The sequence below is a fragment of the Diaphorobacter aerolatus genome (assembly GCF_014489535.1).
Lineage (GTDB): Bacteria > Pseudomonadota > Gammaproteobacteria > Burkholderiales > Burkholderiaceae_C > Diaphorobacter_A > Diaphorobacter_A aerolatus.
Genome location: NZ_CP060783.1, coordinates 4,195,571 through 4,218,252 on the forward strand (window position 1 = coordinate 4,195,571; position 22,682 = coordinate 4,218,252).

Consider the following 22,682-nt stretch of genomic DNA (forward strand, 5'->3'; position numbering starts at 1 on the left):
AATAAGAATACATATGTTCATGTATTAACTCAAGTCAAGAGTGGTAGCAACTGTTTCGGAACGTGACGCCGAACCCAACCCGCTCAATGCTTGAGCGGCTAAGGCCGTACTGACGCCAAAGTAGCGCGAGCCCACAGAGGGGCTCGCGAGATGTAGGACCGAAGGCGCTCTGCCTTCATGGAAAAGCCCAAATCAGGCCGGGTTGATTTCCAACGAGCCACGGTTGATCTGGTCGCGTTCCATCGACTCGAACAAGGCGCCGAAGTTTCCTTCGCCGAAGCCCTCGCGGTAGTTGCCCTTGCGCTCGATGAACTCGAAGAACACCGGGCCAAGCAGCGGCTCGGAGAATATCTGCAGCAGCAGGCGGGGCTGGCCGCCTTCGGTCGTGCCGTCGAGCAGAATGCCGCGCGCCTGCAACTCGGGCACGGGCTGGCCATGGCCGGGCAGGCGCTTTTCCAAGTTTGCGTAATAGATGTCGTTGGGGCGGTCAGCAGCGGGATACCGGCCATCTGCACGCGGTCGAGCGCATCGAGTAGGTTGTCGCACAGCAGGGCGATGTGCTGGATGCCCTCGCCGCTGAACTGCATCAAGAATTCCTCAATCTGGCCGCCGCCCTGGCGTGCTTCCTCGTTCAGCGGGATGCGGATCAGGCCGTCCGGCGCGCTCATCGCCTTGGAAGCCAGGCCGGTGTACTCGCCGTTGATGTCGAAGTAGCGGATCTCCTGGAAGTTGAAGAACTTCGTGTAGAAGTCGGCCCAGTACGTCATGCGGCCGCGATAGACGTTGTGTGTGAGGTGATCGACGATCGAGAAGCCGTGGCCTTTGGGACGGCGATCCACACCGGGTAGGAATTCGAAGTCGATGTCGTAGATGGACTTGCCGTCCTCGAAGCGATCGATCAGGTACAGCGGCGCGCCGCCGATGCCCTTGATCGCCGGTAGGCGCAACTCCATCGGGCCAGTGGGAATGTCCATCGGCTGCGCGCCCAGCTCCAGCGCGCGGTGGTAGGCCTTGTGCGAATCCTTGACGCGGAACGCCAGCCCGCAGGGGCTGGGGCCGTGCTCGCCCGCGAAATACGCCGCCTGGCTTTTAGGCTCGCGGTTGACGATGAAGTTGATGTCGCCCTGGCGGTAGAGCGATACGTCCTTGGAGCGATGCCGGGCCACCTCGGTGAAGCCGAGCTTCTCGAACAGCGGCTCCAGCACGCCGGGCGTCGGCGAGGCGAACTCGACGAATTCAAAGCCGCACAGGCCCATCGGGTTGTCAAAAAGGTCGGTCATCAGGGGTGTCTCTCTTGGGTTTGGGGTGGAAATCTGGACACCCTAGATGGTAAGAAAAAGCCCGCACATCATTTCTGCAAAATCAATTGCAAATAGACTTCTTGATGCCTGATTCCTGCGTGGTGAAAGAAATGAGCACAGAAATAGTCCTTGATGGTACGGATAGACGCCTTATTGATGCATTGCAACGCAATGGAAGGTCCACCTTCGACGAACTGGCCGAACACGCAAGCCTGTCGTCCTCGGCCACGCTGAGGCGGGTGCGCCGCCTCGAAGAGGCTGGCGTCATCGCCGGCTATGTGGCCCTGGTGCACCCCGAACGCATCGGCCTCACCCTCACGGCCTACCTGAACGTGCGCCTCGAAAAGCACTCTGATTCGCACAAGCGCAACCCCATGGACGTGTTCCGCGCGTCGGTTCAGAACTGGCCCGAGGTGGTGGAGTGCCACGCGCTGACCGGCGACATGGACTACCTGTTGCGGGTGGTCGTCAGAGATATGGCCCACTACTCCCGCTTCGTGCTCGATACGCTGCTCAAGCACCCCAGCGTGCAAGACTGCAAGACCAGCTTCGTGCTGGACCGCGTGAAGAGCACCACGGCCTTGCCCCTATGAACATTCGGCAGGTTGGTGTGGCGGGATGCAAATAGCGCTTGACCTTCCAACCGTGGCAAGGATCAAACTTTAAGCATCCCAACCCGAAAGGAGTTTTCCATGCAATTCCATCTCGAAGACATGACCTGCGGCGGCTGCGCCCGCACTGTGACGAAAACGATCCAAACGATCGACCCCAACGCCAAGATCGTTACGGACCCGCCGACCCGCCGTGTCGAGGTCCAGACCTCGGCCTCGCAAGAGCAGATCGCCGCGGCCCTGAGCGAAGCTGGCTTCCCGCCGCGCGCGCAGTAACACCGCGTCGTGGCCGGCATGCACACAGGACGGCCGATGCGAGCACGTGCGCTGCGCCATATCTGGCGCGGCGCTCAGTGCATCCCAAGGTAGGCGACCTTGGCCCACATCCACAGGGCCATCGCCACCATCATCAGGTTCTCGGTCAGGGACACGAAGTCCAGCGGCACGTTGCTGTCCCCGCCCACGCAGGCGCACTTGAGTTCCCGGCGATCGACATAGACCGCCTTGAAAACCGACACGGCCCCGACGGTCCCGATGAACAGCGCCAACGGAATCGACACCCACATCCCCACGCCCGCGACCATCAGGACGCCTGCGATGGCCTCCGCGAACGGGTAGAAATAGGCATACCGAACCCAGCGCTTGGCCAGCAGGTCGTAGTTGAGGAACATCGTCGCGAAGCCGTCCACGTCCTTGAGCTTCTGCAGCGCCAGGAGACACATGGCAAAGGCCACGAGCCACTCTGCCGCCTGAATGCTCCAGAGCTGGCCGAAGGCCGCCCAGCTCGCCGCCAGCGCCATCGCGGCCGCCATGGCGAACAGCGCGATCACAGGGGTGTAGGTCACGGCGTTCTTGTCCTTCACGGACATGCCGAAGAATTTGCGTAGGTCGTCGTAGCCGCCCACGCGCCGCCCGTTTATGAAGACCTGGGGCGTGGTCTCGACGCCATGCTCCTTCTTGAACGCATCCGTCTGCTCGCGGCTCGCCAAGTGTTTGTCCTCGACCTCGTAGCCCTTGCGTTTGAGCAGATCGAGCGACTTCAGCCCGTAGGGGCAGGTATGGCCGGGCATGACCATTCGGTAGAGCGTGGCTAGCTTGGGCGCAGACATGCAGGACTTCTCCTGTGTGACTTTCCATGGGCCGGCCGTCACGGATTTAAGGACGTTGATGACCTTTCCAGCCTAACCGACGACCGTGCAAAGGGAGTGTAGACACCTGGCTCGCGGGTTGGTCTGGCCCACGGGTTGGTTATCTGGCTGCAATGCCGTCAGTCCTCCATCTGCCAGAGCAACCCTGCCGCAGGCCGGTGCGCCTGAGGCAGCACGCAGGCTCCTAGTGGTTCTCCTTGGCATGGTTGATCGTGTACTTGGGGATCTCGACGGTCAGGTCTTCGGTCGCAACGATGGCCTGGCAGCTCAGCCGCGACTGCGCCTCCAGTCCCCAGGCCCGGTCGAGCAGATCATCCTCGCACTCCTCGACTTCGTTTAGAGAATTAAACCCCTTGCGCACGATGCAGTGACAGGTCGTGCAGGCACAGCTCATGTCGCAGGCATGCTCGATCTCGATGCCGTTGTCCAGCAGGGCCTCGCAGATCGAAGTGCCTGCTGGCACGTTCAGTTCGGCTCCCTCGGGAGCCAGTTCAGGATGGGGCAAGACTGTGATTTTGGGCATATCTCTCCTGGCTGCTCAGTGCGCACGCGGCTTTTTTCCTGCTGCGTTGGCTCGCGCGCGGCGCGGCACTGCGCCAGTGCGCGCTTCGGGCTTGTTGTCACTGGTATCGGGCTGCTCCAGCGTGTGCAGGATCGGGCAGTCGGGCCGTTCGTCGCCGGCGCAACACCGGATCAGCGCCTTGAGCGTCGCGGCCATCTCCAGCATGCTCTCGATGCGCCGGTCCAACTCGTCGATGTGTTGCTGGGCCAGACGCTTTACATCAGCACTCTGGCGCGACTTGTCATTCCACAGTCCCAGCAAGTCCGTGATCTCGGCTACCGAGAAGCCGAGGTCGCGCGAACGCCGGATGAAATGCAACCGGTGAACGTCGTCCTGGGTATAGGCGCGGTAGCCCGAATCGGTGCGGTCAGCCGGAGGGATCAGACCGATTTGCTCGTAGTAGCGGATCATTTTGGCCGAGACCTTCGAGGCCTTGGATGCTTCACCGATGTTCATGGTGTTCCTCCTTTCTCAATGAGCGGTATCCGCCGCCAGCGGCGGCTGGAAGCGGCGCAGGCGCAGCGCGTTTCCGAGCACGAACACGCTGGACAGCGCCATCGCGCCAGCCGCGAAGATCGGCGACAACAGCACACCGTATGCGGGGTACAGGACGCCAGCGGCCACCGGGATCAGGGCCGTGTTGTAGCCAAACGCCCAGAACAGGTTCTGGCGGATGTTGCCGATGGTCGCCTTGGACAGCGCGATGGCGTTGGGCACGCCCTGCAGGTTGCCCGACATCAGCACTACGTCGGCCGACTCCACCGCCACGTCGGTGCCGGTGCCGATGGCCAGGCCCACGTCGGCCTCGGCCAGCGCCGGGGCGTCGTTGATGCCGTCGCCCACGTAGGCGATCTGGCCGTGGCTGGCTTTCAGCCGGCGCACGGCTTCGACCTTGCCCTCGGCAGCACTTCGGCCACCACCTCGTCGATGCCCAGTTGCTTGGCGATGGCCTGCGCGGTACGCGCGTTGTCGCCGGTGATCATCGCCACCTTCAGGCCGAGCTGGTGCAGCGCGGCAATGGCCGCGGGCGTGCTGGACTTGATCGGATCGGCCACCGCGATGATGGCGGCCAGCCGGCCGTCGATCGAGGCGTACAGCGGCGACTTGCCCTCGTTGCCTAGGCGCTCGGCCGTGCGAGCGAAGCCGCCCACGTCCAACCCCAGCTCACGCATGAAGCGATCGGCACCGACCTCGACACGCGCGCCGTCCACGGTGGCGCGCACGCCCATGCCCGTGACCGAATCGAAGTCTGTCATCGTCGGCAGCGCGATGCCACCTTCCACGGCCGACTCGACGATGGCGCGTGCGATCGGATGCTCCGAGCGCGATTCCACGGCGGCGACCTTCGCCAGCACCTGGTTGCGGTCAAAGCCGTCGGCAATCTCCAGGTCGGTCAGGACCGGGCGGCCCTCGGTCAGCGTGCCGGTCTTGTCCACGGCCACCACCTTGGCGTCCTTGAGCAGTTGCAGGGCTTCACCCTTGCGGAACAGCACGCCCATCTCAGCGCCCCGGCCCGTGCCGACCATGATGGAGGTCGGCGTCGCCAGACCCATGGCGCACGGGCAGGCAATGATCAGCACCGCCACGGCATTGACCAGCGCGAAGGACAGCGCGGGCGACGGGCCGAACACCAGCCAGACCAGGAAGGTCAGCACGGCGGCCAGCATGACGGCGGGCACGAACCACAGCGTCACCTTGTCCACCACGGCCTGGATCGGCAGCTTGGAACCTTGCGCCTGCTCGACCATGCGGATGATCTGCGCCAGCATGGTCTGACCGCCCACGGCGGTGGCACGCAGCGTCAGCGCACCCTTCTGGTTGACGGTGCCGCCGACCACGGTGCTGCCTTCCGCCTTTTCGACGGGAATCGGCTCGCCGGTGATCATCGACTCGTCCACGAAGCTGCGGCCCTCGGTCACTTCACCATCGACCGGCACGCGCTCGCCGGGGCGCACTTCCACGATGTCGCCCTGCGCCACGTCGTTGATCGGGATGTCCACGATGCGGCCGTCGCGCAGCACGTGCGCCTCCTTGGCCTGTAGGCCGACCAGGCGCTTGATGGCCTCGGAGGTGCGGCCCTTGGCCCGTGCCTCAAGAAAGCGGCCCAGCAGGATCAGCGCCACGATGACGGCGGCCGCCTCGTAGTACACGTTCACCGTGCCGGCCGGCAGCAGACTGGGCGCGAACGTGGCGACCATCGAATAGCCGAAGGCCGCGGCCGTGCCGACCGCGACCAGCGAGTTCATGTCGGGACCCAGGCGGAACAGCGCCGGGAAGCCCTTCTCGTAGAAGCGCCAGCCCGGAATGGCGAGCACCAGCAGGGTCAGCACGAACTGCAGATACCAGCTCTGCTGGATGCCGATGGTGGAAGCCACCCACTCGTGCATGCCGGGAATCATGTGCGAGCCCATTTCGAGCACGAACACAGGCAGCGCCAGCACGGCGGCCAGGGTCAGGTCGCGCTTGAGTTCGGCGCGCTCGGCGTCCTTTTTCTCGGCGGCTTCCTCGTCGGCCTGCATGCTGGTATCGACAGGGCTGGCCTCGTAGCCGACCTTATCGACAGCCGCGATTAGATCCTGCACGGATGCCACACCACGCACGGTAGCGCGCTCGGTCGCCAGATTGACCACAGCCTCAGTGACGCCCGGCACCGCCTTGAGCGCCTTCTCGACGCGGCCCACGCACGAAGCGCAGGTCATGCCTCCGATCGCCAGCTCGATGGTGCCCTGAGGCACGTCGTACCCTACCTTCTCGATCGCCTGGATCAGCGCCATGCGATCGACAGCACGGTTCAGGCGAATGTCCGCTCGCTCGGTGGCGAGATTGACAGACACGCTTGCCACGCCCTCGACCTTGGCAAGGGCGGCCTCGACTCGGCCGACGCAGCTTGCGCAGGTCATGCCCTCGATGGGCAGGCTGATTGCCGCTGCTTGGCCGCCAGCACTACTCGTTGTTGCCATGCTCATGGTGTGCTTCCCATAGTTGAAATTCGACATGGAGGGAGCTTAGGGTTTACCATCGTGGGAAGGTCAAGCGCTTTTTCGGATGCTGTCAGGTTTCAGAAATGACCCGGTGCACGGGGAGCGGAGGCCTTGCCTGCCAGGCTCGCACTGGTTCTTTGCTGCGCGCGCCTAAGCGGCTGCTGCCTTGTTAATTCTGAAGGGCGAAAACAGCCATTCGAGGTTAGGAAATATTTTAAAAATGAATACAAGTAAGCCATTCAGTACCCCACCGAAGGATCCCAGCGCCAATTTGGAATCGCTGTCACAGAATGACGTGACCATCTTGGCTGAGACATTCCGCCTCCTGGGTGACCCGTCCCGGCTGAGAATCATGCTGTGCTGCATGAAGGGCTCATCCTCGGTCGGGGATATCGCTGAAACCCTCGAACTCTCGCAGTCACTGGTGAGCCACCACCTGCGGTTGCTGCGCGGTGCTCGCCTGGTCAAGGGCGTGCGCCAGGCCAAACAGATCTTCTATGAGGTGGCGGACAAGCACGTGAACCAGGTGCTGCTGGATATGGCCACCCACATCGCGGAAGACCACAACGACGAGTAACTGTTGGGCATAGCATGCCGTTGCATGCGTGGCCTACGTTCCATGGCGATATGCGCCCCACCGCCCGCAGCTGCGGGCGGTGGGCGGTTTGGATGCCGCTTCCGATCAATCAGAAGTTGAGCGCGCGCTTGTCCACTGCCAGCGAGGCCTCTTTGAACGTCTCGGAGAGGGTCGGATGGGCAAAGCAGATGCGGGCGATGTCTTCGCTGCTGGCCTTGAACGCCATGGCGATAACGGCCTCGGCCACCAGTTCGCTGGCCTGCGGGCCGACTACATGCACGCCGAGTATCTCGTCCGTGGCAGGATCGGCGATCACCTTGACGAGGCCCGTCGTGTCGCCCAGCGCACGCGCGCGGCCATTGGCCATGAACGGGAAGGAACCGATTCGATAGGCGGTGCCCTGCTCTTTGAGCTGCTGCTCGGTGCGGCCTACCCAGGCGATCTCCGGGCTGGTGTAGATGACGTTGGGGATCGTGTTGAAATCGACGTGACCGTGCTGGCCGGCAATGCGCTCGGCCACTGCGACACCTTCCTCTTCCGCCTTGTGCGCCAACATCGGGCCACGCACCACGTCACCGATGGCCCAGATGCCGGGCACATTGGTGCGGCATTCATCGTCCACCACCACGGCGCCGCGCTCATCCAGTTGGAGTCCCACGGCGGCCGGATTCAAGCCTTCGGTGTTGGGCACGCGGCCGATAGCCACGATCACTTTGTCTGCCTGCAAGGACTGCGTCTGGCCTTGGCTGTCGGTGTAGTGAATAGTCACGCCGGCCTCGGTTGCATTGACTTCGCGAACCTTCGCGCCCAGTTCGACCTTCAGGTTTTGCTTATCGAACGCCTTCTTCGCCTCCTTGGCGATGGCTTGGTCGACGATTGGCAGGAAGCTGGGCAAGCCTTCGAGGATCGTGACATCCGCCCCCAGGCGGCGCCAAACGGAGCCCAGCTCCAGGCCGATCACGCCGGCACCGATCACGGCCAACCGATCGGGCACGGCCGCGATGTCCAGCGCACCGTCGTTGGAGAGCACGACCCGCTCATCGAACGGTAGGTTGGGGAGCGGCCGCACGTTGGAGCCTGTGGCAACGATGATCTGCTTGCCCACCAAGGTAACAGCCTCATCAGCGGCGACGCTCACCTCGAAGCCACCATCGACAGCCCTGGTGAAAGACGCCAGGCCGTTGAAAAACTGGACCTTGTTTTTGCGGAACAGATAAAGGATGCCTTCGTTGCTGGACTTCACGACCTGATTCTTACGTTCCAGCATCGTGGTCACATCCATGCGCAGATCTCCCGTGGAGATGCCGTGCGAGCCAAAGTGGTGCTTGGCTTGTTCAAAGTTCTCTGACGACTGCAGTAGTGCTTTCGAAGGGATACAGCCGATGTTATTGCAGGTGCCGCCAGGTGCTGGCTTGCCGTCCTTGTTCTTCCAGGCATCTACACAAGCGACCTTCATACCTAATTGGGCAGCACGAATGGCAGCGATGTATCCGCCAGGGCCGGCACCGATAACAATGACGTCGAAATGCATGTCCATGATTTACATCTCCCAAGTTCTTGAGGAAATAGTGAGCGCCTATGTCGCGCCTTTTGTTGTGAGATCGCCAGATCACAGCGAGTTTCCTGACGATCACGTTGAACACTACGGCAGAACGAACCGGACACCCGTGACATTGCCCTCGCGTTCGACTTGGACGACGGCCTTTGTATCCTTGGTCGCAGCGAAGGTCCCGCTGCCTTCGAGGCGACTTCCGTCTGCGGCAGGCGTGAGTTGCACCTCCTGCTTTTGTGAGCCGGTCAACAGCGTGAGCTTGGCTGTGGAGTTGCTTACATTAACCTGCTCGCCGTGATCGCGCAGGTAGAGTTGCGCCATCGCTGGCTGAACGACCAGCTCGTAGTCCACGTCCCGGACTTCGGTCACGACGCCGCCATGTAGCGGCTTGTGATCATGAGCATGGTCATGGTCGCCTGCGGCGAAGGCCGTGACGGATGCCAGGACAAGTGCGGCGCCTGCCGCGAGGGAACGAAAGAGAACAGGCATGAAAGCTCCTATAGGGTTACGGTGGTTGAAATCGGGTGACAGAAGGCGTTGCATCAGAATGCCTCCGCGTCGCGGTCGTCCAGCAGGCGTTCGGCAGGCTTGCGGCCGAACAGCCAGAACATGGCGGGTGTAAGGAAGGTGTCTAGCAGTGTGGAGCTGACCAGCCCCGAGAAGATCACCACCGCGACGGGGTGCAGGATCTCAGTACCGGGTCGGGACGCCTCGAACAACAGCGGGGCCAGCGCGAAGGCCGTGACCAGCGCGGTCATCAGAACCGGGGAAAGCCGTTCGAGCGAGCCACGCACGATCATCTTCTGGTCGAAGTCCTCGCCCTCCATGCGCATGAGGTTGAGGTAGTGGCTCACCTTCAGGATGCCGTTGCGCACAGAAATACCCGCGAGCGTGATGAAGCCGACCAGAGCGGCCACGGACAACGGCTGGCCAGACAGCCACAGCCCAACACGGCGCCGACCAGGGCCAATGGAATGTTCACCATGATGAGCGCCGATAGGGCGACCGACTTGTAGCGCGTGTACAACACCACGAACATGAGCGTCAGGGAGACGATGGACAGCAGGCCCACCAGTCGCGAGGCTTCCTCTTGTGCCTGGAACTGGCCGCCCAGCGTGATGAAGTAGCCTTCGGGCAAGCGCACTTCTTGGACGACGCTGCGTATGTCGGCCACTACTTCGGACAGCGGCCGTCCCTGAGCGTTGGCCGACAAAACTATGCGCCGACGGCCATCGTCGCGGCTGACCTGGTTGGGGCCGTCGCTGTCTTCGATGGTGGCAAGGCGCGACAACGGGATCCGACCCATGGGCGTGTCGATGAGGATGCGGTTCAAGCCTCAATCGACCGCGCCTGCTCGGGCAGGCGAACCACCAGCGCGAAGCGGCGGTTGCCCTCGATGACCTCGGTGATCTTTTCGCCTTCGACCAGGCTTTGCAGCGTGGACAGAATTTGCGGTGCGGCCACGCCGTAGCGTCCCGCCGCCGCATAATCCACGCGGATTTTGATCTGGGGTGCCAGGACCTGCTTTTCTATCTCCAGATCGGCAAGTCCTGGAACTCCGGCCAGCTTGGAGCGCAGCAGATCCGCCTGCCCGCGCAGGACGTCCAGGTCCTCGCCGAACACCTTGATGGCGATCTGCGAGCGCACCCCCGACAACATGTGGTCGATGCGGTGCGAGATCGGCTGGCCAATGCCGATGGACCCGGGCAAGTGAGCCAGACGCGAACGGATGTCGGCGGTGATCTCCTCCATGGAGCGCTTTAGCTCTGAGGCAGGCAGTAGACCCACGTCCAGTTCACTGACATGCACACCTTCGGCATGCTCGTCCAGCTCGGCCCGTCCGCTGCGCCGGCCCACGTGCTGCACCTCTGGCACCTGCGCGACCAGCAGCTCGGCTTGCTGGGCAAGCGCCGAAGATTCGGCCAGCGTCACACCGGGATTCAGGCGCAGGCCCACCAGCAACGTTCCTTCATTGAACGGGGGCAGGAACGTGGTCGGAAAGAATGGCACCGCGGCGACAGCCAGTGTGACAGCCACAGCGGCCATGCCAAGGGCGGCACGCGGCCGCTGCAAGACCCGCTGCAGGCCGCCCTGATAGCGCGCCTTCAACCAGGCTAGAAGCCGAGTGTCGCCATGGTCCAGCGTCCTCATCTTGGGCAGCAGGTAGTACGACAGCACCGGAGTGACCGTCACAGAGACCAGCAGCGAGGCTAGTGTGGAGACGATGAAGGCGATGCCCAGCGGCACGAACAAGCGCCCCTCCATCCCCGGCAGCGCGAACAGGGGCAGGAACACCAGCACAATGATCATCGTGGCGTAGAGAATCGCCGAGCGAACCTCCATCGAGGCCCTGGCAACGATGACCAGGGGCGTCAGCCGGTTCTCAGGGTGGCGGGTGCGGTCCTCCTTGAGCCGCCGCATGATGTTCTCCACATCGACCACAGCATCGTCCACGAGACCGCCGATGGCGATCGCCAGCCCACCGAGCGTCATGGTGTTGATTGATAGGCCGAAATAGTGGAACACCAGCCCGGTCACGAAGATCGAGGCAGGAATCGCGGTCAACGCGATCACCAGGGGGCGCAAAGTGCCCAGGAAGAAGAACAGGATCACCGCCACGAAGACCGATGCGCCGATGAGCTTGCCTTGCAGCGTGCTGATGGACGCCTCGATGAAGTTGGCTTGTCGGAAGGTCACTTGCGGCTCGGCCATGCCAGCCGGCAGTGAGCCCTTCATGTCCGCCAACGCTGACTCGATCGAGCGGGTCAGTGCAATCGTATCGGCCGTGGGCTGCTTTTGGATGCCCAGGATCACGGCTGGCAGGCCCTCGAAGCCCGCATCGCCGCGCTTGATGGCTGGCGCAAACTGAACATCGGCGACCTGGTGGAGCAGGATGGGTTGGCCCGCACGCACCGCGAGAGGCAGGTTACGCAGGTCGTCGAGTCGGGACGTGCGGCCCAGGTTGCGGATCAGGTACTCGCGGCCATTGATCTCCAGGAAGCCGCCGGAAGTGTTCGCGGAGAAGCCCTTGAGAGCCGCATCCAGATCGGACGCAGTCACGCCCAGCTCTGACATTCGTGTGGTGTTGGGTTGGACCTGGAACTGACGGACCTCGCCTCCGATCGGGATGACTTGGGCAACGCCAGGTATGGCCATCAGCCGGGGGCGTAGCACCCAGTCCGCGTACTCGCGCGTGTCCATGGCCGACAGCGGCGGGGCTGCGTTCTTCTGCCCTGAGGGCTTGGCACCGATGGGGATTGCAATCTGCATGATCTCGCCCATCACTGAGCTGATTGGCCCCATCGTGGGCGTCACGCCCGGGGCTAGCCCTTCCTCCATGGACGTCAGGCGTTCGGAGACCATCTGGCGCGCCCGGAAGATGTCGGTCTTCCAGTCAAATGTCACGTAGATGAAGGAAAGCCCGGCGCTGGAGACCGAGCGCACGCTTTCGACGCTGGGCAGGCCGTTCATGGCCGTTTCGAGCGGGAACGTGATGAGCTGCTCGACTTCTTCGGCAGCCATGCCGCCAGCCTCCGTCATGAGAGTGACGGTCGGCTTGTTGAGATCGGGAAAGACATCTACCGGCGTGCGCGTCAGGGTGAACGCGCCATACGCCATCAGCACCAGCGCCCCGATGATGACCAGGAGCCGGTTTCGTAAGCTATTTTCGAGAAGCCACTTGAACATGGAATGGTGCCCTCAACGAACTTGATTGATCAGGGACGCGCCCTCGACAACCACGCGGTCGCCGTCCGCCAGACCCGAGGTCACGGCGATGGATGCACCATCCAGCGGAGTGATGTTCACAACGCGCGGCTCGAAGCGCTCGGCCTGGTCTTTGACCCAGACGATGTTCTGGTTGGCAGGGTTCTTCATCAGCGCACCGGAAGGCACGCGGTAGCCAGGTACCGTCGTCGCCTCTTGCACGAAGACCACCACCGGCATACCGACCGCCAAGCGCGAGAGGCTTTCGCTGGTGCCCTTGAACAGCATGGGCAGGGCCTGCTCGCGCAGGCTGCTGGCGGCACCGACGAAGCTCAGCGGCACCTTCTGACCGCCTACTGCGAGTGCAGCACCGGCCAGGTTCTGTGCCATTGCCGGATCGTAGGCAAGCGCCTCGATGCGCAGTTGGGTCGGATCGACCACCTCAAACACCAGTTCGCGCGCATCCACGACCTGCCCGGCAACTGCGGGGCTGGATGCGATGACGCCGCTGACTGGGGCCTTCAGCACGTCCCTGCCGGCGAGGCCCCCGCTTAAGGCGCGGGCGCGTTCGGTCAGGCTGTTCACTTCGCTTTCGGCTGCTTCGATCTCCTTGCGGGGCACGGTCTCCGACAGCTCGCGCAGCCGGGCCAAGCGCTTCTGCGCGAGCGCTTGGCCCGCACGCAGCTCGGCAACCTGGGCCATCTGGCCTGAGCGCTCCAGCACACCGCTGGCCGGTTCGATGTAAGCCAGCACCTGGCCCTTGCGCACGGATTGGCCGATCTGCGGCAGACCATCCGGCCCGGGCACCAGCCGGCCCATTACCATTGCCTGGACCTTGCCGCCCGTGGTCGGGTCCATGATTACTTTGCCAGCCAGCTCGTGGCTGCGGGCCAAGGGCTCCTGCTTGACCAGCTGGGTGCGTACACCGATCTGACGTTGCGACGGTTTCGGAAGAAACACGCTGCCATCAGGCTGGCGCTGGGGCCATTGGAAGACGCAGCCGGCGCTTCGTCGCCGTGGTCGTGACCGTCGTGAGCGAACGCGGGAGCAGCCAGAGCCAATGTAGCCGCCATGGCCGTCGTCATCAGGAAACGGGCGTTGCGCTTCATGCTGCACCTCGCAGTGCACCGTTGGTGCGTGTACGTCTGCGCAGCGCCCACGCTAGGACACCGACGCCGAGGACTGCAGCACCGCCACCTAGTACGACCACGCGGCCGGATGCGGCGGTATGCTCGTGTTCGGCGTCTTCGCTATGAACATCGAGAACGCCCGTCAACAGGTCCGATTGGCCCTGCGCAGTAACAGTGGCCATGATTGAGGTCTCGCCATCGGATAGCGGCTCAGTCAGATCGGCCTCGAACTCTCCAACCCCGTGTGGGCTGACCTTTACCTGTTGACCACCCAGCTCGAGGGTCAGCTCGCCATCGGTCACCGGCCGGTTGTCGGCAGCATGGTCGAGGTAGAGTGTGAGACGCTGGCCGTTCAGCACACCCACCAGTTCGAAGTCATCGGAAACTGCGGCAAAGCGCGGAAACGCGGCCGCCACGGGGCAGGAGCGGCTTCGCCATGGTCATGGCCGTCGCCGGCCCACGTTGCGCTGCTGCCAAGCAGGAGGCTGGACAAGGCAGCGGCACGCCAGAAAGAGGATTGCGACATTTCTAAGGTTCCAGGATGGTTGAGCGCGCGCCGATCAGCGCGTGCCGGAGATGTCAGTGAAAGTCTCGGTCGGCTGAGGCAGCGTGCCTTGTGCCTGCAACAGGGACGAGATGGCCGCGGCATGTTCCACCTTGGCGAGCAGCGCCGCGCGCTCGGCCTCGGTGGCCTCCTGCTCGATGCGAAGGCGTGTCGGCATGTCCGTCTCGCCCATCGCGAACGACTTTTGGTAGAAGGTGCGTGTTTGCTGAGCCAGTCGCTGGCGCTCCGAGGCGGCCTGCATCTGGGTACTGGTTGCCAGTTCGCGCGATTGGGCAGTTCGAATTTCCGAGAGCAGCCGGGTGCGCTGGGCCGCGAGTGCCGATTCAGCCTCTAGTGCCTGCGCATTGGCGCTGGACAATTGCTCGGTATGGCGGCTGCCCATACCGAAGGGAATGCGCACACCCACAGTGATCGTCTGGTTGTAGCGTTCGCCGTAGCCGCCCCGATCCCGCGTTGTCGCCAGGGTCAGTTCGGGGTTGGCGTACTTCTGATGGGACACCAGTTCCGCGGAGCGGCGGGCCGCCAGCGCCTTGTGCTGCAGCTCCAGCAGCGCAGGGTGGTTAGCCAACAACGCGCCGGACGACTGTGCCGATGCCGGTTGAACTCGGACACCTGACTGCTCCGGCTGCGCGGAATCTGCCTGCGCCGGAATAGTCTCGATGCCGGTCAGTGCCAACAACGCCTCGCGCTGCGTGACTTCTTCGGCCTGAGCAATGGCCAGGGCACTACGAGCCGACGCCAAGGCGCCATCGGCCTGGTTTCTGTCGGCTTGCGCCAGGTCGCCCACGCGAACCCGGCGAACCACATCTTGCGCCAACTCGCCCGCGCTGCGGGTGCGATCCTGCGCTGCCGCCAATTCGGCCTTGGCACGCTGCCAGGCCCACCATGCCTGCCGAACCTGTCCGGCCGTGCGCAGCTTGGCAGCCAGCATCCGGCTGGATAGCGCGAGGTTTTCCGCGTCCGCCCAGCGCGCCGACGAAGTGCGTTCACCCGGCATCCAAAGGGGAATAGCCACACCGACTTCATATTCGCGCTGTCCATCGCGGTTGTTGAAGCGATCAGTTTTGGTGGAGGCTTCCAGCGCCATCGGACCTGCCACCCAACTGTCGGCTGTCTCTTGGCGTGCTCGGGCTGCCTGCTGCCAGGCGCCTTCTCCAGCGGCTTCTGGCTGCAGTTGCCAAGCCGACTGCCACAACTGGGTGACCATGTGGCTGTCTGGCCTGGATGGGGCGTGCGGGGCGGCTACCGGCTGGGCCAGTACGGTGCCAGCCCAAAGCATGGATACCGCCCATATCCATCTCTTACATATGTCTTTGCGAAGCATTCAATTCTCCATCGGTCTTGCATCAGTACTTACCCCAGTTGGGTGTTCTCTTTCCGAGCAAGTGCTTGTCGTTGAAAAGCCACTGTTTACGGACTTAGATATGAACAATTGTATATCTATTCATATGAATATGGAAGAAAACCTTACCTCCTTTGAACACCAATCGCCATAGAGAGGGCGTCGGGCGCAAGACATCGAGAGACGAGGTGGGGCTAATCCACTACGCAATCAGCGATGCAGACTCCTTGATTACATCCCCCAGGGGGATATAGTCACCATATGAAAGAAATGCACAAGCACACCAGCCACCCCGATCTCGTGAAGCGGCTCAAGCGCGCCGAGGGTCATCTACGGCACGTCATCGGGATGATCGAAGGAGAAGAAACCTGCCTCGACATCGCCCGCCAGCTCGCGGCGGTGGAGAGCGCCGTCACAGCGGCCAAGCGGGTTCTGATCCATGACCACATCGACCACTGCCTGTCTCATGATGAGGACTCCGTTCTAGCCGAAATGAAGGCGCTGACTAAACTGCTCTGAGGCCTCTCGATGCTCTCTGTCCTAAAGAACCGCACCTACCGCCACTTGTTCACCGCTCAGGTGATCGCGCTCGTTGGCACGGGCCTGATGACAGTGGCGCTTGGCTTGCTTGCTTACGAGCTGGCCGGGGCGGATGCAGGTGCGGTGCTCGGGACGGCGCTGGCCATCAAGATGCTGGCCTATGTGGGGGTCGCGCCGGTCGCACAGGCCTTCGCCGACTGGCTCCCGCGACGGTTATTGCTCGTAGCGCTGGACCTGATACGAGCGGCCGTCGCGATCTGTTTGCCCTTCGTCACCGAAGTCTGGCAGATCTATCTGCTGATCTTTATCCTGCAAGCGGCATCCGCCGGCTTCACGCCGACTTTCCAGGCCACTATCCCAGACATCCTTCCCGATGAAGAGGAATACACCAAGGCGCTGTCGCTGTCCCGGCTGGCCTATGACCTGGAAAGTTTGATTTCCCCGATACTGGCGGCCGCGCTATTAACCGTCATCAGCTTCCACAATTTATTCACGGGAGCGGTGCTCGGTTTCCTCGTTTCAGCCGCGCTCGTGGTCAGCGTGCGGTTGCCCACAACTGCTCCCGGACCGCGCCGCGGCATTTGGGATCGCACGACGCGCGGCACATGCATCTACCTCGCTACGCCACGCCTGCGGGGCCTGCTGGCGATCAGCTTGGCCGTCTCGGCGGCGGGCGCCATGGTGATAGTGAACACGGTGGTTCTCGTGAAGGCGCGCTTCGGCCTGGGCGAGGTCGAAGTTGCGTGGGCGCTGGCGGCATTCGGAGGCGGGTCGATGCTGGCAGCCTTTGTCCTGCCATCTCTGTTGGAAAAGGTGACCGACCGAGCCGCGATGCTCACCGGCGCTACCGTACTGGTCGTGGGCACGGGAATTGGCGCACTGCTGCCGAGCTATGCGTTGTTGCTGCCGCTGTGGTTGGTCATCGGCTTTGGCTACAGCCTGGCGCAAACGCCATCCGGCCGTCTTCTGCGCCGCTCGGCCCATGCCGAGGACCGCCCCGCGATCTTCGCCGCGCACTTCGCGCTGTCGCACGCCTGTTGGCTCATCTGCTACCCACTGGCCGGCCGCTTCGGCGCGGTCATGGGCTTACCATCGACCTTCATTGTCATGTCTCTGATCGGCTTGGCCGGCGTGGTGCTGGCGCTCTGGCTGTGGCCGGCCAGCGACCCTTCTGACGTGGTGCATGACCACCCCAGCTTGCCGCCGGATCACCCTCATTTACGCACACACGCAGACCGAGGCAAGCACCATCACCAGCTGATTGTGGATGACCTGCACCGTATCTGGCCGAAAGGATAGGCACATTTTCTCGTTGCGGCACCACAACGTATGGCTTCGGCGGCTGGGAAGGGTGAGCGAAAATACTTCACATGAACATGTATTCATGTGTTATATTTTCACCATAGTCAAACACTCAACCAGCAGAGGCGCCCATGTCCCAATCCCATGCACATGACCATGGTCACGACCATGATCACGACCACACCCCCACAGTGACCAGCGCCAACGAGCGCAAGGTTCTGGTTTCCTTCTTCCTGATCTTCGGCTTCATGCTCGTGGAAGCTGTCGGCGGCGTGCTGTCGGGCTCGCTAGCCCTACTTGCCGATGCTGGCCACATGCTGACCGACGCCGTTGCACTTGCCCTGGCTTACGCTGCCTTCCGATTCGGTCGCCGCGCAGCCGACAGCAAACGCACATTCGGTTACCTGCGCTTCGAGGTCATCGCCGGCTTCCTGAACGCCGTGACCCTGTTCGCGATCGTCGCATGGATCGCCTACGAGGCGTGGGAGCGGCTGCAGGCGCCGCCCGTCATCCTCGCCGGCCCGATGATGATCGTCGCCGTGCTCGGCTTACTGATCAACGTCCTCGTGCTGTGGATCATGACCCGCGGCGAAACCGATCACGTCAATGTGAAAGGTGCCATTCTCCACGTGATGGGTGACCTGCTGGGCTCTGTCGGCGCCATCGTTGCAGCGATCGTCATCTATTTCACCGGCTGGACGCCGATCGACCCCATTCTGTCGGTCTTGGTGGCAGCGTTGATTCTGCGCAGCGCCTGGAAGCTCCTGGCCAAGTCGATCCATATCCTGCTGGAAGGCGCGCCAGAGGATGCTTCGCCGGAAAAGGTGGAACAAGGCCTGATGAGCACTGTACCCGGCCTGGCAGCTGTCAGCCACGTTCATGTGTGGCAACTCACTTCCGGTCGCACGATGGCCACACTGCACGTTCGACCCAATGTGGACGAGGAGGCGCGAGCCGTGGTCAAGCGCGTCGAGGTGGTGCTTCGAGAGCAATTCAGCATCGAACACGCCACAGTCGGAATCGACTGGAACTCGGAGGCTGACGAGAACATCTGCAGCCTGCAACCCACGACAGACCGTCAGGACCACAGCGGCCATGGCCACAGTGAGCACAATCATGACCATGACCACTCCGCTCCTGGTCACAAGCATTGAGGCCGTGCGAGCCGGCTCGCAGTTCACTTGAGGGTTTGAATCCATGACATCACGCAAAACCACCAGCTCCGCTATTGCTCACTGTTCGACCTCCAGCCACGGCGCGACCACTGATGTCCTCGCACTGTCGCAAAGTGACGTCGCTGTTCTGGCCGAGACCTTCCGCCTGCTGGGCGACCAATCGCGATTGAAAATCCTGTTGCAGTGCATGCGCGGATCCGTCGCAGTGGGCGACATTGCCGATTCGCTAGACCTGTCGCAATCCTTGGTCAGCCATCACCTGCGCCTGTTGCGCGGCGCGCGCCTCGTGCGCGGCGAGCGCCAGGCCAAGCACATCTTCTACGGCATCGCCGACCAGCACGTCAGCCAGGTACTGCAGGACATGGCGGTTCACATTTCGGAGGACAGAAACGACGATTGACTGAACGTGTGAGTGCGCGCCGGCCTACTCCTTCAAGGGGTAGGCTTTTTTTTGGCTATCAATCTAGAGAAACACCGACGCGCCTTGCTGAATGCCTAGAAGACTCCACAAGCAAAAGCAGCACCAGATAAAATAAACACTTGAACATATCTTCATGTGTGTTATTATTTGTCTACGGGGTATCCGAAAAGGCGTAAGGACCACGCCATTATTTGTAACGTCAAGGAGTATTGACCATGTCCAAGAAAATTCGCTTTGCTGTTCTGCTTTCCGCACTTTTTGCTGCTGGAGTAAACGCTCAACCGTTCGCCGCAGATATGACACGGCAACAGGTCCAAGAGGATCTGACTGCTTGGAGGCAATCTGGGCTGGAAGCGTTGTCTCGCGGCGAAAGCGGCCCGGATACGTTCAGCCCTCAATACCAGGCTGCCTTTCAGCGCTACTTGCAATTGACCCAAGGTGATATGTATCAGGCGCCCTCAGCAGGAAAGACCCGTGCTGAAGTGATGGCTGATTTGGAACTGTGGAAAATCTCCGGCATGCACGCATTCACCTCGCGCGGAATCACCACCGCTTCGCACACCCCTGCCTACCAACAAGCCTACCAGAACTATCTCCAGCTCAAGCTGGGTGCAGCTTACAAGGCTCCGGTGGCCTTGACTCGCGCTCAAGTGAAGAGCGACTTGGCAGATTGGCAGTTTGCGGGGATGGCTGGATTCTGGTCTGGTGAACAGACGCCTGATACCTACAGTGATGCCTACCGCACCGCATTTGAAACCTACCAGATGCTGCGCAACAAAAAATGACTTAATGGCAGCAGCATAAAGCAGTGATCGGATGGTTCACCCAGAAAGAGATTCTTTCTTTTTTTTGGGCATACATACAAACAAGTGTTCATGTATTTATTAATGCATCATGACGATCACTGACTTGTGCGTTCTGCCACGGCAATCACTCAGAGAACCAGGAGATTGATATGTCTTTGGGAACATTGGACGGCACAGGAGCGCAGGACGAACACCTGGGCTTTCGGGTCGAAGGTATGGATTGCGCCAGTTGCGTCGGCAAGATTGAAACAGCACTTGGTCGAATTGATGGCGTATCAAATGTGCAGGTCAATTTTACAAATGAGACACTGACGTTGACGCGCAGCACAAGTAGCCGAAATACTGCTCGCGACATTGCCAAGAAAATCCGGTCGCTGGGCTTCGACGTGCAGGCACTGCCCGCGTCCGAAATGTCCGCAGCACCTGCACCGCGCCAGGCGGCCCACGCGCATGACCACGCCGGCTGCGGCGGCCACCATGACCATGGGCATGCCCACGACCACGGGCACGATCATTCGCACGGCAAGGCGTGCGGTGATGACCATGGGCATGGCCATGCTCACGGCCATGCCCATGACCACGGTCACGATCACGGGGCCTGCAGCGGGCATGACCATGCGCCGGCCTCTGCCTCCCGTGGAGCACCCAGCACGCCCCCAACGTGTCCATGCGCGTCGAGGGCATGGACTGCGCCAGTTGCGTCGGCAAGATCGAAACGGCCCTCGCGCGCATGGCCGGCGTGTCCGACGCCCGCATCAACTTCACCGCCGAAACGCTGGAGCTGACGCTCGCGTCCAGTGGCCCCACGCAGTTCGGCGACATCGAGAAGACCATCAAGAGTTTGGGCTTCGGCGTCTCCGACGTGCGCCGCCACGACGGCTCCGCACCCGCCGCGCCGGCTCCGGCGTCCTCGGCCGCCAGCCTGCGCTGGTGGCAGACGAAAAAAGGCAGGCACGTGCTGGGCCTGGGTGGCCTCATGGGCTCGGCCTACGCGATCGCGCAGTTTGTTCCCGGCTACGCCGAATGGATCTTCGCCGCCGCGGTGATCACGGGCGTGCTGCCGTTCGCGCGCAAAGCCTTCGCACTGGCCATGTCAGGCTCGCCGTTCTCTATCGAAACGCTGATGGTCGTCGCCTCGCTGGGCGCGCTCGTGATCGGCGAGGCCGAGGAAGCCGCTGCCGTGGTGTTCCTGTTCGCGATCGGTGAACTGCTGGAAAGCGTGGCCGCCGGCCGCGCGCGTGCCGGCATCAAGGCGCTGGCCTCGCTGGTGCCCAAGACGGCGGTACTGCTCGATGCCGCGGGCGGGCAGCGCGAAGTGCCCGCCGCCTCCCTGCGCGTGAGCGACCGCGTGCTGGTGCGTCCTGGTGACCGGGTGCCGGCGGACGGCAAGATCCTCCGCGGCGAAAGCAGCCTGGATGAGTCGCCCATCACCGGCGAGTCCGTGCCGCGTCAAAAGGCTATCGGTGCCGACGTGTTCGCCGGCTCCATCAACGTCGATGGCGTGCTCGAAGTACAAGTCGAGAAGACGGCATCGGACAACACCATTTCGCGCATCATCCAACTGGTGGAGCAGGCGCAATCCTCCAAGGCGCCCACGGCTCGCTTCATCGAAAAGTTCAGCCGCTACTACACCCCTGCCGTCATGGCCATCGCGGCGTTGATCGTGGTGGTTCCGCCACTTGCCATGGGTGGCGACTGGAGTACCTGGCTGTACCGCGGCCTCGCATTGCTGTTGATTGCCTGCCCATGTGCGCTGGTGCTCTCCACACCGGCAGCCATCGCCTCGGGTCTTGCGGTGGCCACGCGACGGGCCTGCTGATCAAGGGTGGCAACGCGTTGGAAACCATTGGCCGCGTACGCGCCATTGCCTTCGACAAAACTGGCACGCTGACCGAGGGCAAGCCGCGCATCACAGAGGTCGTGCCCTTCGGGATGTTCAAGCAGCAACAGGTCCTTGCGCTTGCCGCCGCTGTCGAGTCCGGCTCGAACCATCCCTTGGCGAAGGCCATCGTCGCCCATGCCAAGAGCCTGGACGTGGCGATTCCCCAGGCCACGGACGCATCGGCCATCGCCGGCAAGGCGGTCCGCGCCACCGTGAACGGCAGTGCGCTCGCCGTCGGTTCGCCTGTCCATGCGAGTCAGACGGTCACTCTGACGGCTGAGCAGCGCCGCGAGATCGACAAGCTGGAAGACGGCGGAAAGACCGTCGTGGTGCTGTTCGAAGAAGGCAGCAAGAACGTGATGGGGCTGCTGGCCCTGCGCGACGAGCCCCGCCGCGACGCACGCGAAGGGGTAGCCCAGCTCAACGCCATGGGCGTGCGCTCGGTCATGCTGACCGGCGACAACCGCCGCACTGCGCAGGCGATCGCCGGCAAGCTAGGCATCGAGTGGGAGGCTGAGCTGCTGCCGCAGGACAAGCTGCGCTTGGTCAACGATATGAAGCGTGATGCCAAGGTGGCGATGGTCGGCGACGGCATCAACGACGCGCCGGCCCTGGCGACCGCCGACGTGGGTATCGCCATGGGCGGCGGCACGGACGTGGCGCTGGAAACCGCCGATGCCGCGCTGCTCAAGAGCCGCGTCACGGATGTGGCCCACCTGGTGGCCCTGTCGCGGGCGACGATGGCCAACATCCACCAGAACGTCGTATTCGCCATTGGCCTCAAGGGCTTGTTCCTGGTCACCACCGTGTTGGGTATCACCGGCCTGTGGATTGCCGTGCTGGCCGACACCGGCGCCACGGCCCTGGTCACGCTCAATGCACTGCGCCTGCTGCGCTTCAAGGGCGCGCCGGAGACCAGCCACGGCGACGACGCCGGGCGTCCCACCACCTTGTCCATGCCGTCTGCCCGCTGAGGCAACAAGAGGGCTTGACTTTGCCGTCGTTGTAACGCCTAGCCTCCACACAAATTTCTGCAGGACGCTTCGGAAGGGCCGGAGTCCTGCATCCAAGAAGGATCACTT

20 protein-coding genes and 3 pseudogenes are annotated in these 22,682 nt (G+C 62.5%); 11 read left to right on the forward strand and 12 right to left on the reverse strand.

Annotation, left to right across the window (positions count from 1 at the left end; all coding sequences use genetic code 11):
- Nucleotides 1-192 precede the first annotated feature (192 nt).
- Nucleotides 193-1,280 (reverse strand): annotated as a pseudogene (hppD, locus tag H9K75_RS19525) (4-hydroxyphenylpyruvate dioxygenase).
- Nucleotides 1,281-1,411: 131 nt separating this feature from the next.
- On the opposite strand from hppD, the gene H9K75_RS19530 reads away from it, so the two are divergent.
- Entirely contained in the window at nt 1,412-1,894 is a 483-nt protein-coding gene (locus tag H9K75_RS19530) for an Lrp/AsnC family transcriptional regulator (RefSeq protein WP_033471055.1), read from the forward strand.
- Nucleotides 1,895-1,993: 99 nt separating this feature from the next.
- On the forward strand, nt 1,994-2,188 hold the full coding sequence (locus H9K75_RS19535; RefSeq protein ID WP_003821167.1) for a heavy-metal-associated domain-containing protein: 195 nt from the start codon (nt 1,994-1,996) through the stop codon (nt 2,186-2,188).
- A gap of 74 nt (nt 2,189-2,262) precedes the next feature.
- Here H9K75_RS19535 and H9K75_RS19540 read toward each other — a convergent pair whose 3' ends face one another.
- The 4 genes and pseudogenes from H9K75_RS19540 to H9K75_RS19555 all read right to left on the reverse strand — a co-directional run bounded on the left by H9K75_RS19540 (nt 2,263) and on the right by H9K75_RS19555 (nt 6,582).
- Nucleotides 2,263-3,021, reverse strand: coding sequence for a MauE/DoxX family redox-associated membrane protein (locus tag H9K75_RS19540; RefSeq protein ID WP_017642570.1), 759 nt, complete (start codon nt 3,019-3,021; stop codon nt 2,263-2,265).
- A 223-nt stretch (nt 3,022-3,244) separates the two neighbouring features.
- Entirely contained in the window at nt 3,245-3,583 is a 339-nt protein-coding gene (fdx, locus tag H9K75_RS19545) for an ISC system 2Fe-2S type ferredoxin (RefSeq protein WP_003821165.1), read from the reverse strand.
- Nucleotides 3,584-3,598: 15 nt separating this feature from the next.
- On the reverse strand, nt 3,599-4,078 hold the full coding sequence (cueR, locus tag H9K75_RS19550) for a Cu(I)-responsive transcriptional regulator (protein ID WP_003821164.1): 480 nt from the start codon (nt 4,076-4,078) through the stop codon (nt 3,599-3,601).
- A gap of 15 nt (nt 4,079-4,093) precedes the next feature.
- A pseudogene (locus H9K75_RS19555) lies at nt 4,094-6,582 on the reverse strand (heavy metal translocating P-type ATPase).
- Nucleotides 6,583-6,967: 385 nt separating this feature from the next.
- On the opposite strand from H9K75_RS19555, the gene H9K75_RS25760 reads away from it, so the two are divergent.
- On the forward strand, nt 6,968-7,180 hold the full coding sequence (locus H9K75_RS25760; RefSeq protein WP_425355277.1) for an ArsR/SmtB family transcription factor: 213 nt from the start codon (nt 6,968-6,970) through the stop codon (nt 7,178-7,180).
- Nucleotides 7,181-7,289: 109 nt separating this feature from the next.
- Here H9K75_RS25760 and lpdA read toward each other — a convergent pair whose 3' ends face one another.
- From lpdA to H9K75_RS19590, 7 genes and pseudogenes are all read right to left on the reverse strand, one after another.
- Nucleotides 7,290-8,717 (reverse strand): dihydrolipoyl dehydrogenase, encoded by a 1,428-nt coding sequence (gene lpdA / locus H9K75_RS19565; RefSeq protein WP_086068409.1) that lies wholly within the window; start codon nt 8,715-8,717, stop codon nt 7,290-7,292.
- Between the two features lie 105 nt (nt 8,718-8,822).
- Nucleotides 8,823-9,221 carry a hypothetical protein gene (locus tag H9K75_RS19570; protein WP_086068455.1) on the reverse strand — a complete coding sequence of 133 codons (399 nt, stop codon included), beginning with the start codon at nt 9,219-9,221 and terminating at the stop codon, nt 8,823-8,825.
- A gap of 53 nt (nt 9,222-9,274) precedes the next feature.
- Nucleotides 9,275-12,419 (reverse strand): annotated as a pseudogene (locus H9K75_RS19575) (efflux RND transporter permease subunit).
- A gap of 12 nt (nt 12,420-12,431) precedes the next feature.
- Complete coding sequence (locus H9K75_RS19580) at nt 12,432-13,295, reverse strand: efflux RND transporter periplasmic adaptor subunit (RefSeq protein ID WP_449757721.1); 864 nt, start codon at nt 13,293-13,295, stop codon at nt 12,432-12,434.
- A 2-nt stretch (nt 13,296-13,297) separates the two neighbouring features.
- The gene (locus tag H9K75_RS25765; protein WP_449757722.1) at nt 13,298-13,546 is read right to left on the reverse strand and encodes a hypothetical protein; all 249 of its coding nucleotides are present in this window, start codon (nt 13,544-13,546) and stop codon (nt 13,298-13,300) included.
- Nucleotides 13,543-13,983: a hypothetical protein gene (locus H9K75_RS19585; RefSeq protein WP_226858322.1), complete on the reverse strand. Its 441-nt coding sequence runs from the start codon at nt 13,981-13,983 to the stop codon at nt 13,543-13,545. Before H9K75_RS19585 ends, H9K75_RS25765 begins: the two co-directional genes overlap by 4 nt.
- Before the next feature lie 144 nt (nt 13,984-14,127).
- Nucleotides 14,128-15,339: a TolC family protein gene (locus H9K75_RS19590; RefSeq protein ID WP_226858323.1), complete on the reverse strand. Its 1,212-nt coding sequence runs from the start codon at nt 15,337-15,339 to the stop codon at nt 14,128-14,130.
- Between the two features lie 405 nt (nt 15,340-15,744).
- Between H9K75_RS19590 and H9K75_RS19595 the strand changes: the two genes are divergently transcribed.
- The 8 genes from H9K75_RS19595 to H9K75_RS25780 all read left to right on the forward strand — a co-directional run bounded on the left by H9K75_RS19595 (nt 15,745) and on the right by H9K75_RS25780 (nt 22,574).
- Nucleotides 15,745-15,993, forward strand: a complete 249-nt coding sequence (locus H9K75_RS19595) for a metal-sensing transcriptional repressor (RefSeq protein ID WP_169879863.1) — start codon at nt 15,745-15,747, stop codon at nt 15,991-15,993.
- A gap of 9 nt (nt 15,994-16,002) precedes the next feature.
- On the forward strand, nt 16,003-17,313 hold the full coding sequence (locus H9K75_RS19600; protein WP_086068405.1) for an MFS transporter: 1,311 nt from the start codon (nt 16,003-16,005) through the stop codon (nt 17,311-17,313).
- A 134-nt stretch (nt 17,314-17,447) separates the two neighbouring features.
- Complete coding sequence (locus H9K75_RS19605; protein WP_000083351.1) at nt 17,448-18,470, forward strand: cation diffusion facilitator family transporter; 1,023 nt, start codon at nt 17,448-17,450, stop codon at nt 18,468-18,470.
- 43 nt (nt 18,471-18,513) lie between these two features.
- Entirely contained in the window at nt 18,514-18,891 is a 378-nt protein-coding gene (locus H9K75_RS19610; RefSeq protein ID WP_000203935.1) for an ArsR/SmtB family transcription factor, read from the forward strand.
- Nucleotides 18,892-19,127: 236 nt separating this feature from the next.
- On the forward strand, nt 19,128-19,697 hold the full coding sequence (locus H9K75_RS19615; protein WP_086068404.1) for a DUF4148 domain-containing protein: 570 nt from the start codon (nt 19,128-19,130) through the stop codon (nt 19,695-19,697).
- A 236-nt stretch (nt 19,698-19,933) separates the two neighbouring features.
- On the forward strand, nt 19,934-20,503 hold the full coding sequence (locus H9K75_RS25770) for a heavy-metal-associated domain-containing protein (RefSeq protein WP_264294044.1): 570 nt from the start codon (nt 19,934-19,936) through the stop codon (nt 20,501-20,503).
- Nucleotides 20,386-21,537 carry a heavy metal translocating P-type ATPase gene (locus H9K75_RS25775; RefSeq protein ID WP_264294045.1) on the forward strand — a complete coding sequence of 384 codons (1,152 nt, stop codon included), beginning with the start codon at nt 20,386-20,388 and terminating at the stop codon, nt 21,535-21,537. Before H9K75_RS25770 ends, H9K75_RS25775 begins: the two co-directional genes overlap by 118 nt.
- Nucleotides 21,465-22,574 (forward strand): HAD-IC family P-type ATPase, encoded by a 1,110-nt coding sequence (locus tag H9K75_RS25780; RefSeq protein ID WP_264293870.1) that lies wholly within the window; start codon nt 21,465-21,467, stop codon nt 22,572-22,574. The genes H9K75_RS25775 and H9K75_RS25780 overlap by 73 nt, the downstream gene beginning before the upstream one ends.
- Nucleotides 22,575-22,682 lie beyond the last annotated feature (108 nt).

What these genes read in the sequence shown, in the direction of transcription:
- H9K75_RS19535 (WP_003821167.1), top strand. Translation starts at nt 1,994, where the DNA reads ATGCAATTCCATCTCGAAGACATGACCTGCGGCGGCTGCGCCCGCACT.
- H9K75_RS25770 (WP_264294044.1), top strand. Translation starts at nt 19,934, where the DNA reads ATGGATTGCGCCAGTTGCGTCGGCAAGATTGAAACAGCACTTGGTCGA.
- lpdA (WP_086068409.1), bottom strand. Translation starts at nt 8,717, where the DNA reads ATGGACATGCATTTCGACGTCATTGTTATCGGTGCCGGCCCTGGCGGA.
- H9K75_RS25775 (WP_264294045.1), top strand. Translation starts at nt 20,386, where the DNA reads ATGCGCGTCGAGGGCATGGACTGCGCCAGTTGCGTCGGCAAGATCGAA.
- H9K75_RS25780 (WP_264293870.1), top strand. Translation starts at nt 21,465, where the DNA reads ATGTGCGCTGGTGCTCTCCACACCGGCAGCCATCGCCTCGGGTCTTGC.
- H9K75_RS25760 (WP_425355277.1), top strand. Translation starts at nt 6,968, where the DNA reads ATGAAGGGCTCATCCTCGGTCGGGGATATCGCTGAAACCCTCGAACTC.
- H9K75_RS19580 (WP_449757721.1), bottom strand. Translation starts at nt 13,295, where the DNA reads ATGGACCCGACCACGGGCGGCAAGGTCCAGGCAATGGTAATGGGCCGG.
- H9K75_RS19595 (WP_169879863.1), top strand. Translation starts at nt 15,745, where the DNA reads ATGCACAAGCACACCAGCCACCCCGATCTCGTGAAGCGGCTCAAGCGC.
- H9K75_RS19540 (WP_017642570.1), bottom strand. Translation starts at nt 3,021, where the DNA reads ATGTCTGCGCCCAAGCTAGCCACGCTCTACCGAATGGTCATGCCCGGC.
- H9K75_RS19600 (WP_086068405.1), top strand. Translation starts at nt 16,003, where the DNA reads ATGCTCTCTGTCCTAAAGAACCGCACCTACCGCCACTTGTTCACCGCT.
- H9K75_RS25765 (WP_449757722.1), bottom strand. Translation starts at nt 13,546, where the DNA reads ATGAAGCGCAACGCCCGTTTCCTGATGACGACGGCCATGGCGGCTACA.
- H9K75_RS19590 (WP_226858323.1), bottom strand. Translation starts at nt 15,339, where the DNA reads ATGGTCACCCAGTTGTGGCAGTCGGCTTGGCAACTGCAGCCAGAAGCC.
- cueR (WP_003821164.1), bottom strand. Translation starts at nt 4,078, where the DNA reads ATGAACATCGGTGAAGCATCCAAGGCCTCGAAGGTCTCGGCCAAAATG.
- H9K75_RS19570 (WP_086068455.1), bottom strand. Translation starts at nt 9,221, where the DNA reads ATGCCTGTTCTCTTTCGTTCCCTCGCGGCAGGCGCCGCACTTGTCCTG.
- H9K75_RS19610 (WP_000203935.1), top strand. Translation starts at nt 18,514, where the DNA reads ATGACATCACGCAAAACCACCAGCTCCGCTATTGCTCACTGTTCGACC.
- H9K75_RS19615 (WP_086068404.1), top strand. Translation starts at nt 19,128, where the DNA reads ATGTCCAAGAAAATTCGCTTTGCTGTTCTGCTTTCCGCACTTTTTGCT.
- fdx (WP_003821165.1), bottom strand. Translation starts at nt 3,583, where the DNA reads ATGCCCAAAATCACAGTCTTGCCCCATCCTGAACTGGCTCCCGAGGGA.
- H9K75_RS19605 (WP_000083351.1), top strand. Translation starts at nt 17,448, where the DNA reads ATGTCCCAATCCCATGCACATGACCATGGTCACGACCATGATCACGAC.
- H9K75_RS19530 (WP_033471055.1), top strand. Translation starts at nt 1,412, where the DNA reads ATGAGCACAGAAATAGTCCTTGATGGTACGGATAGACGCCTTATTGAT.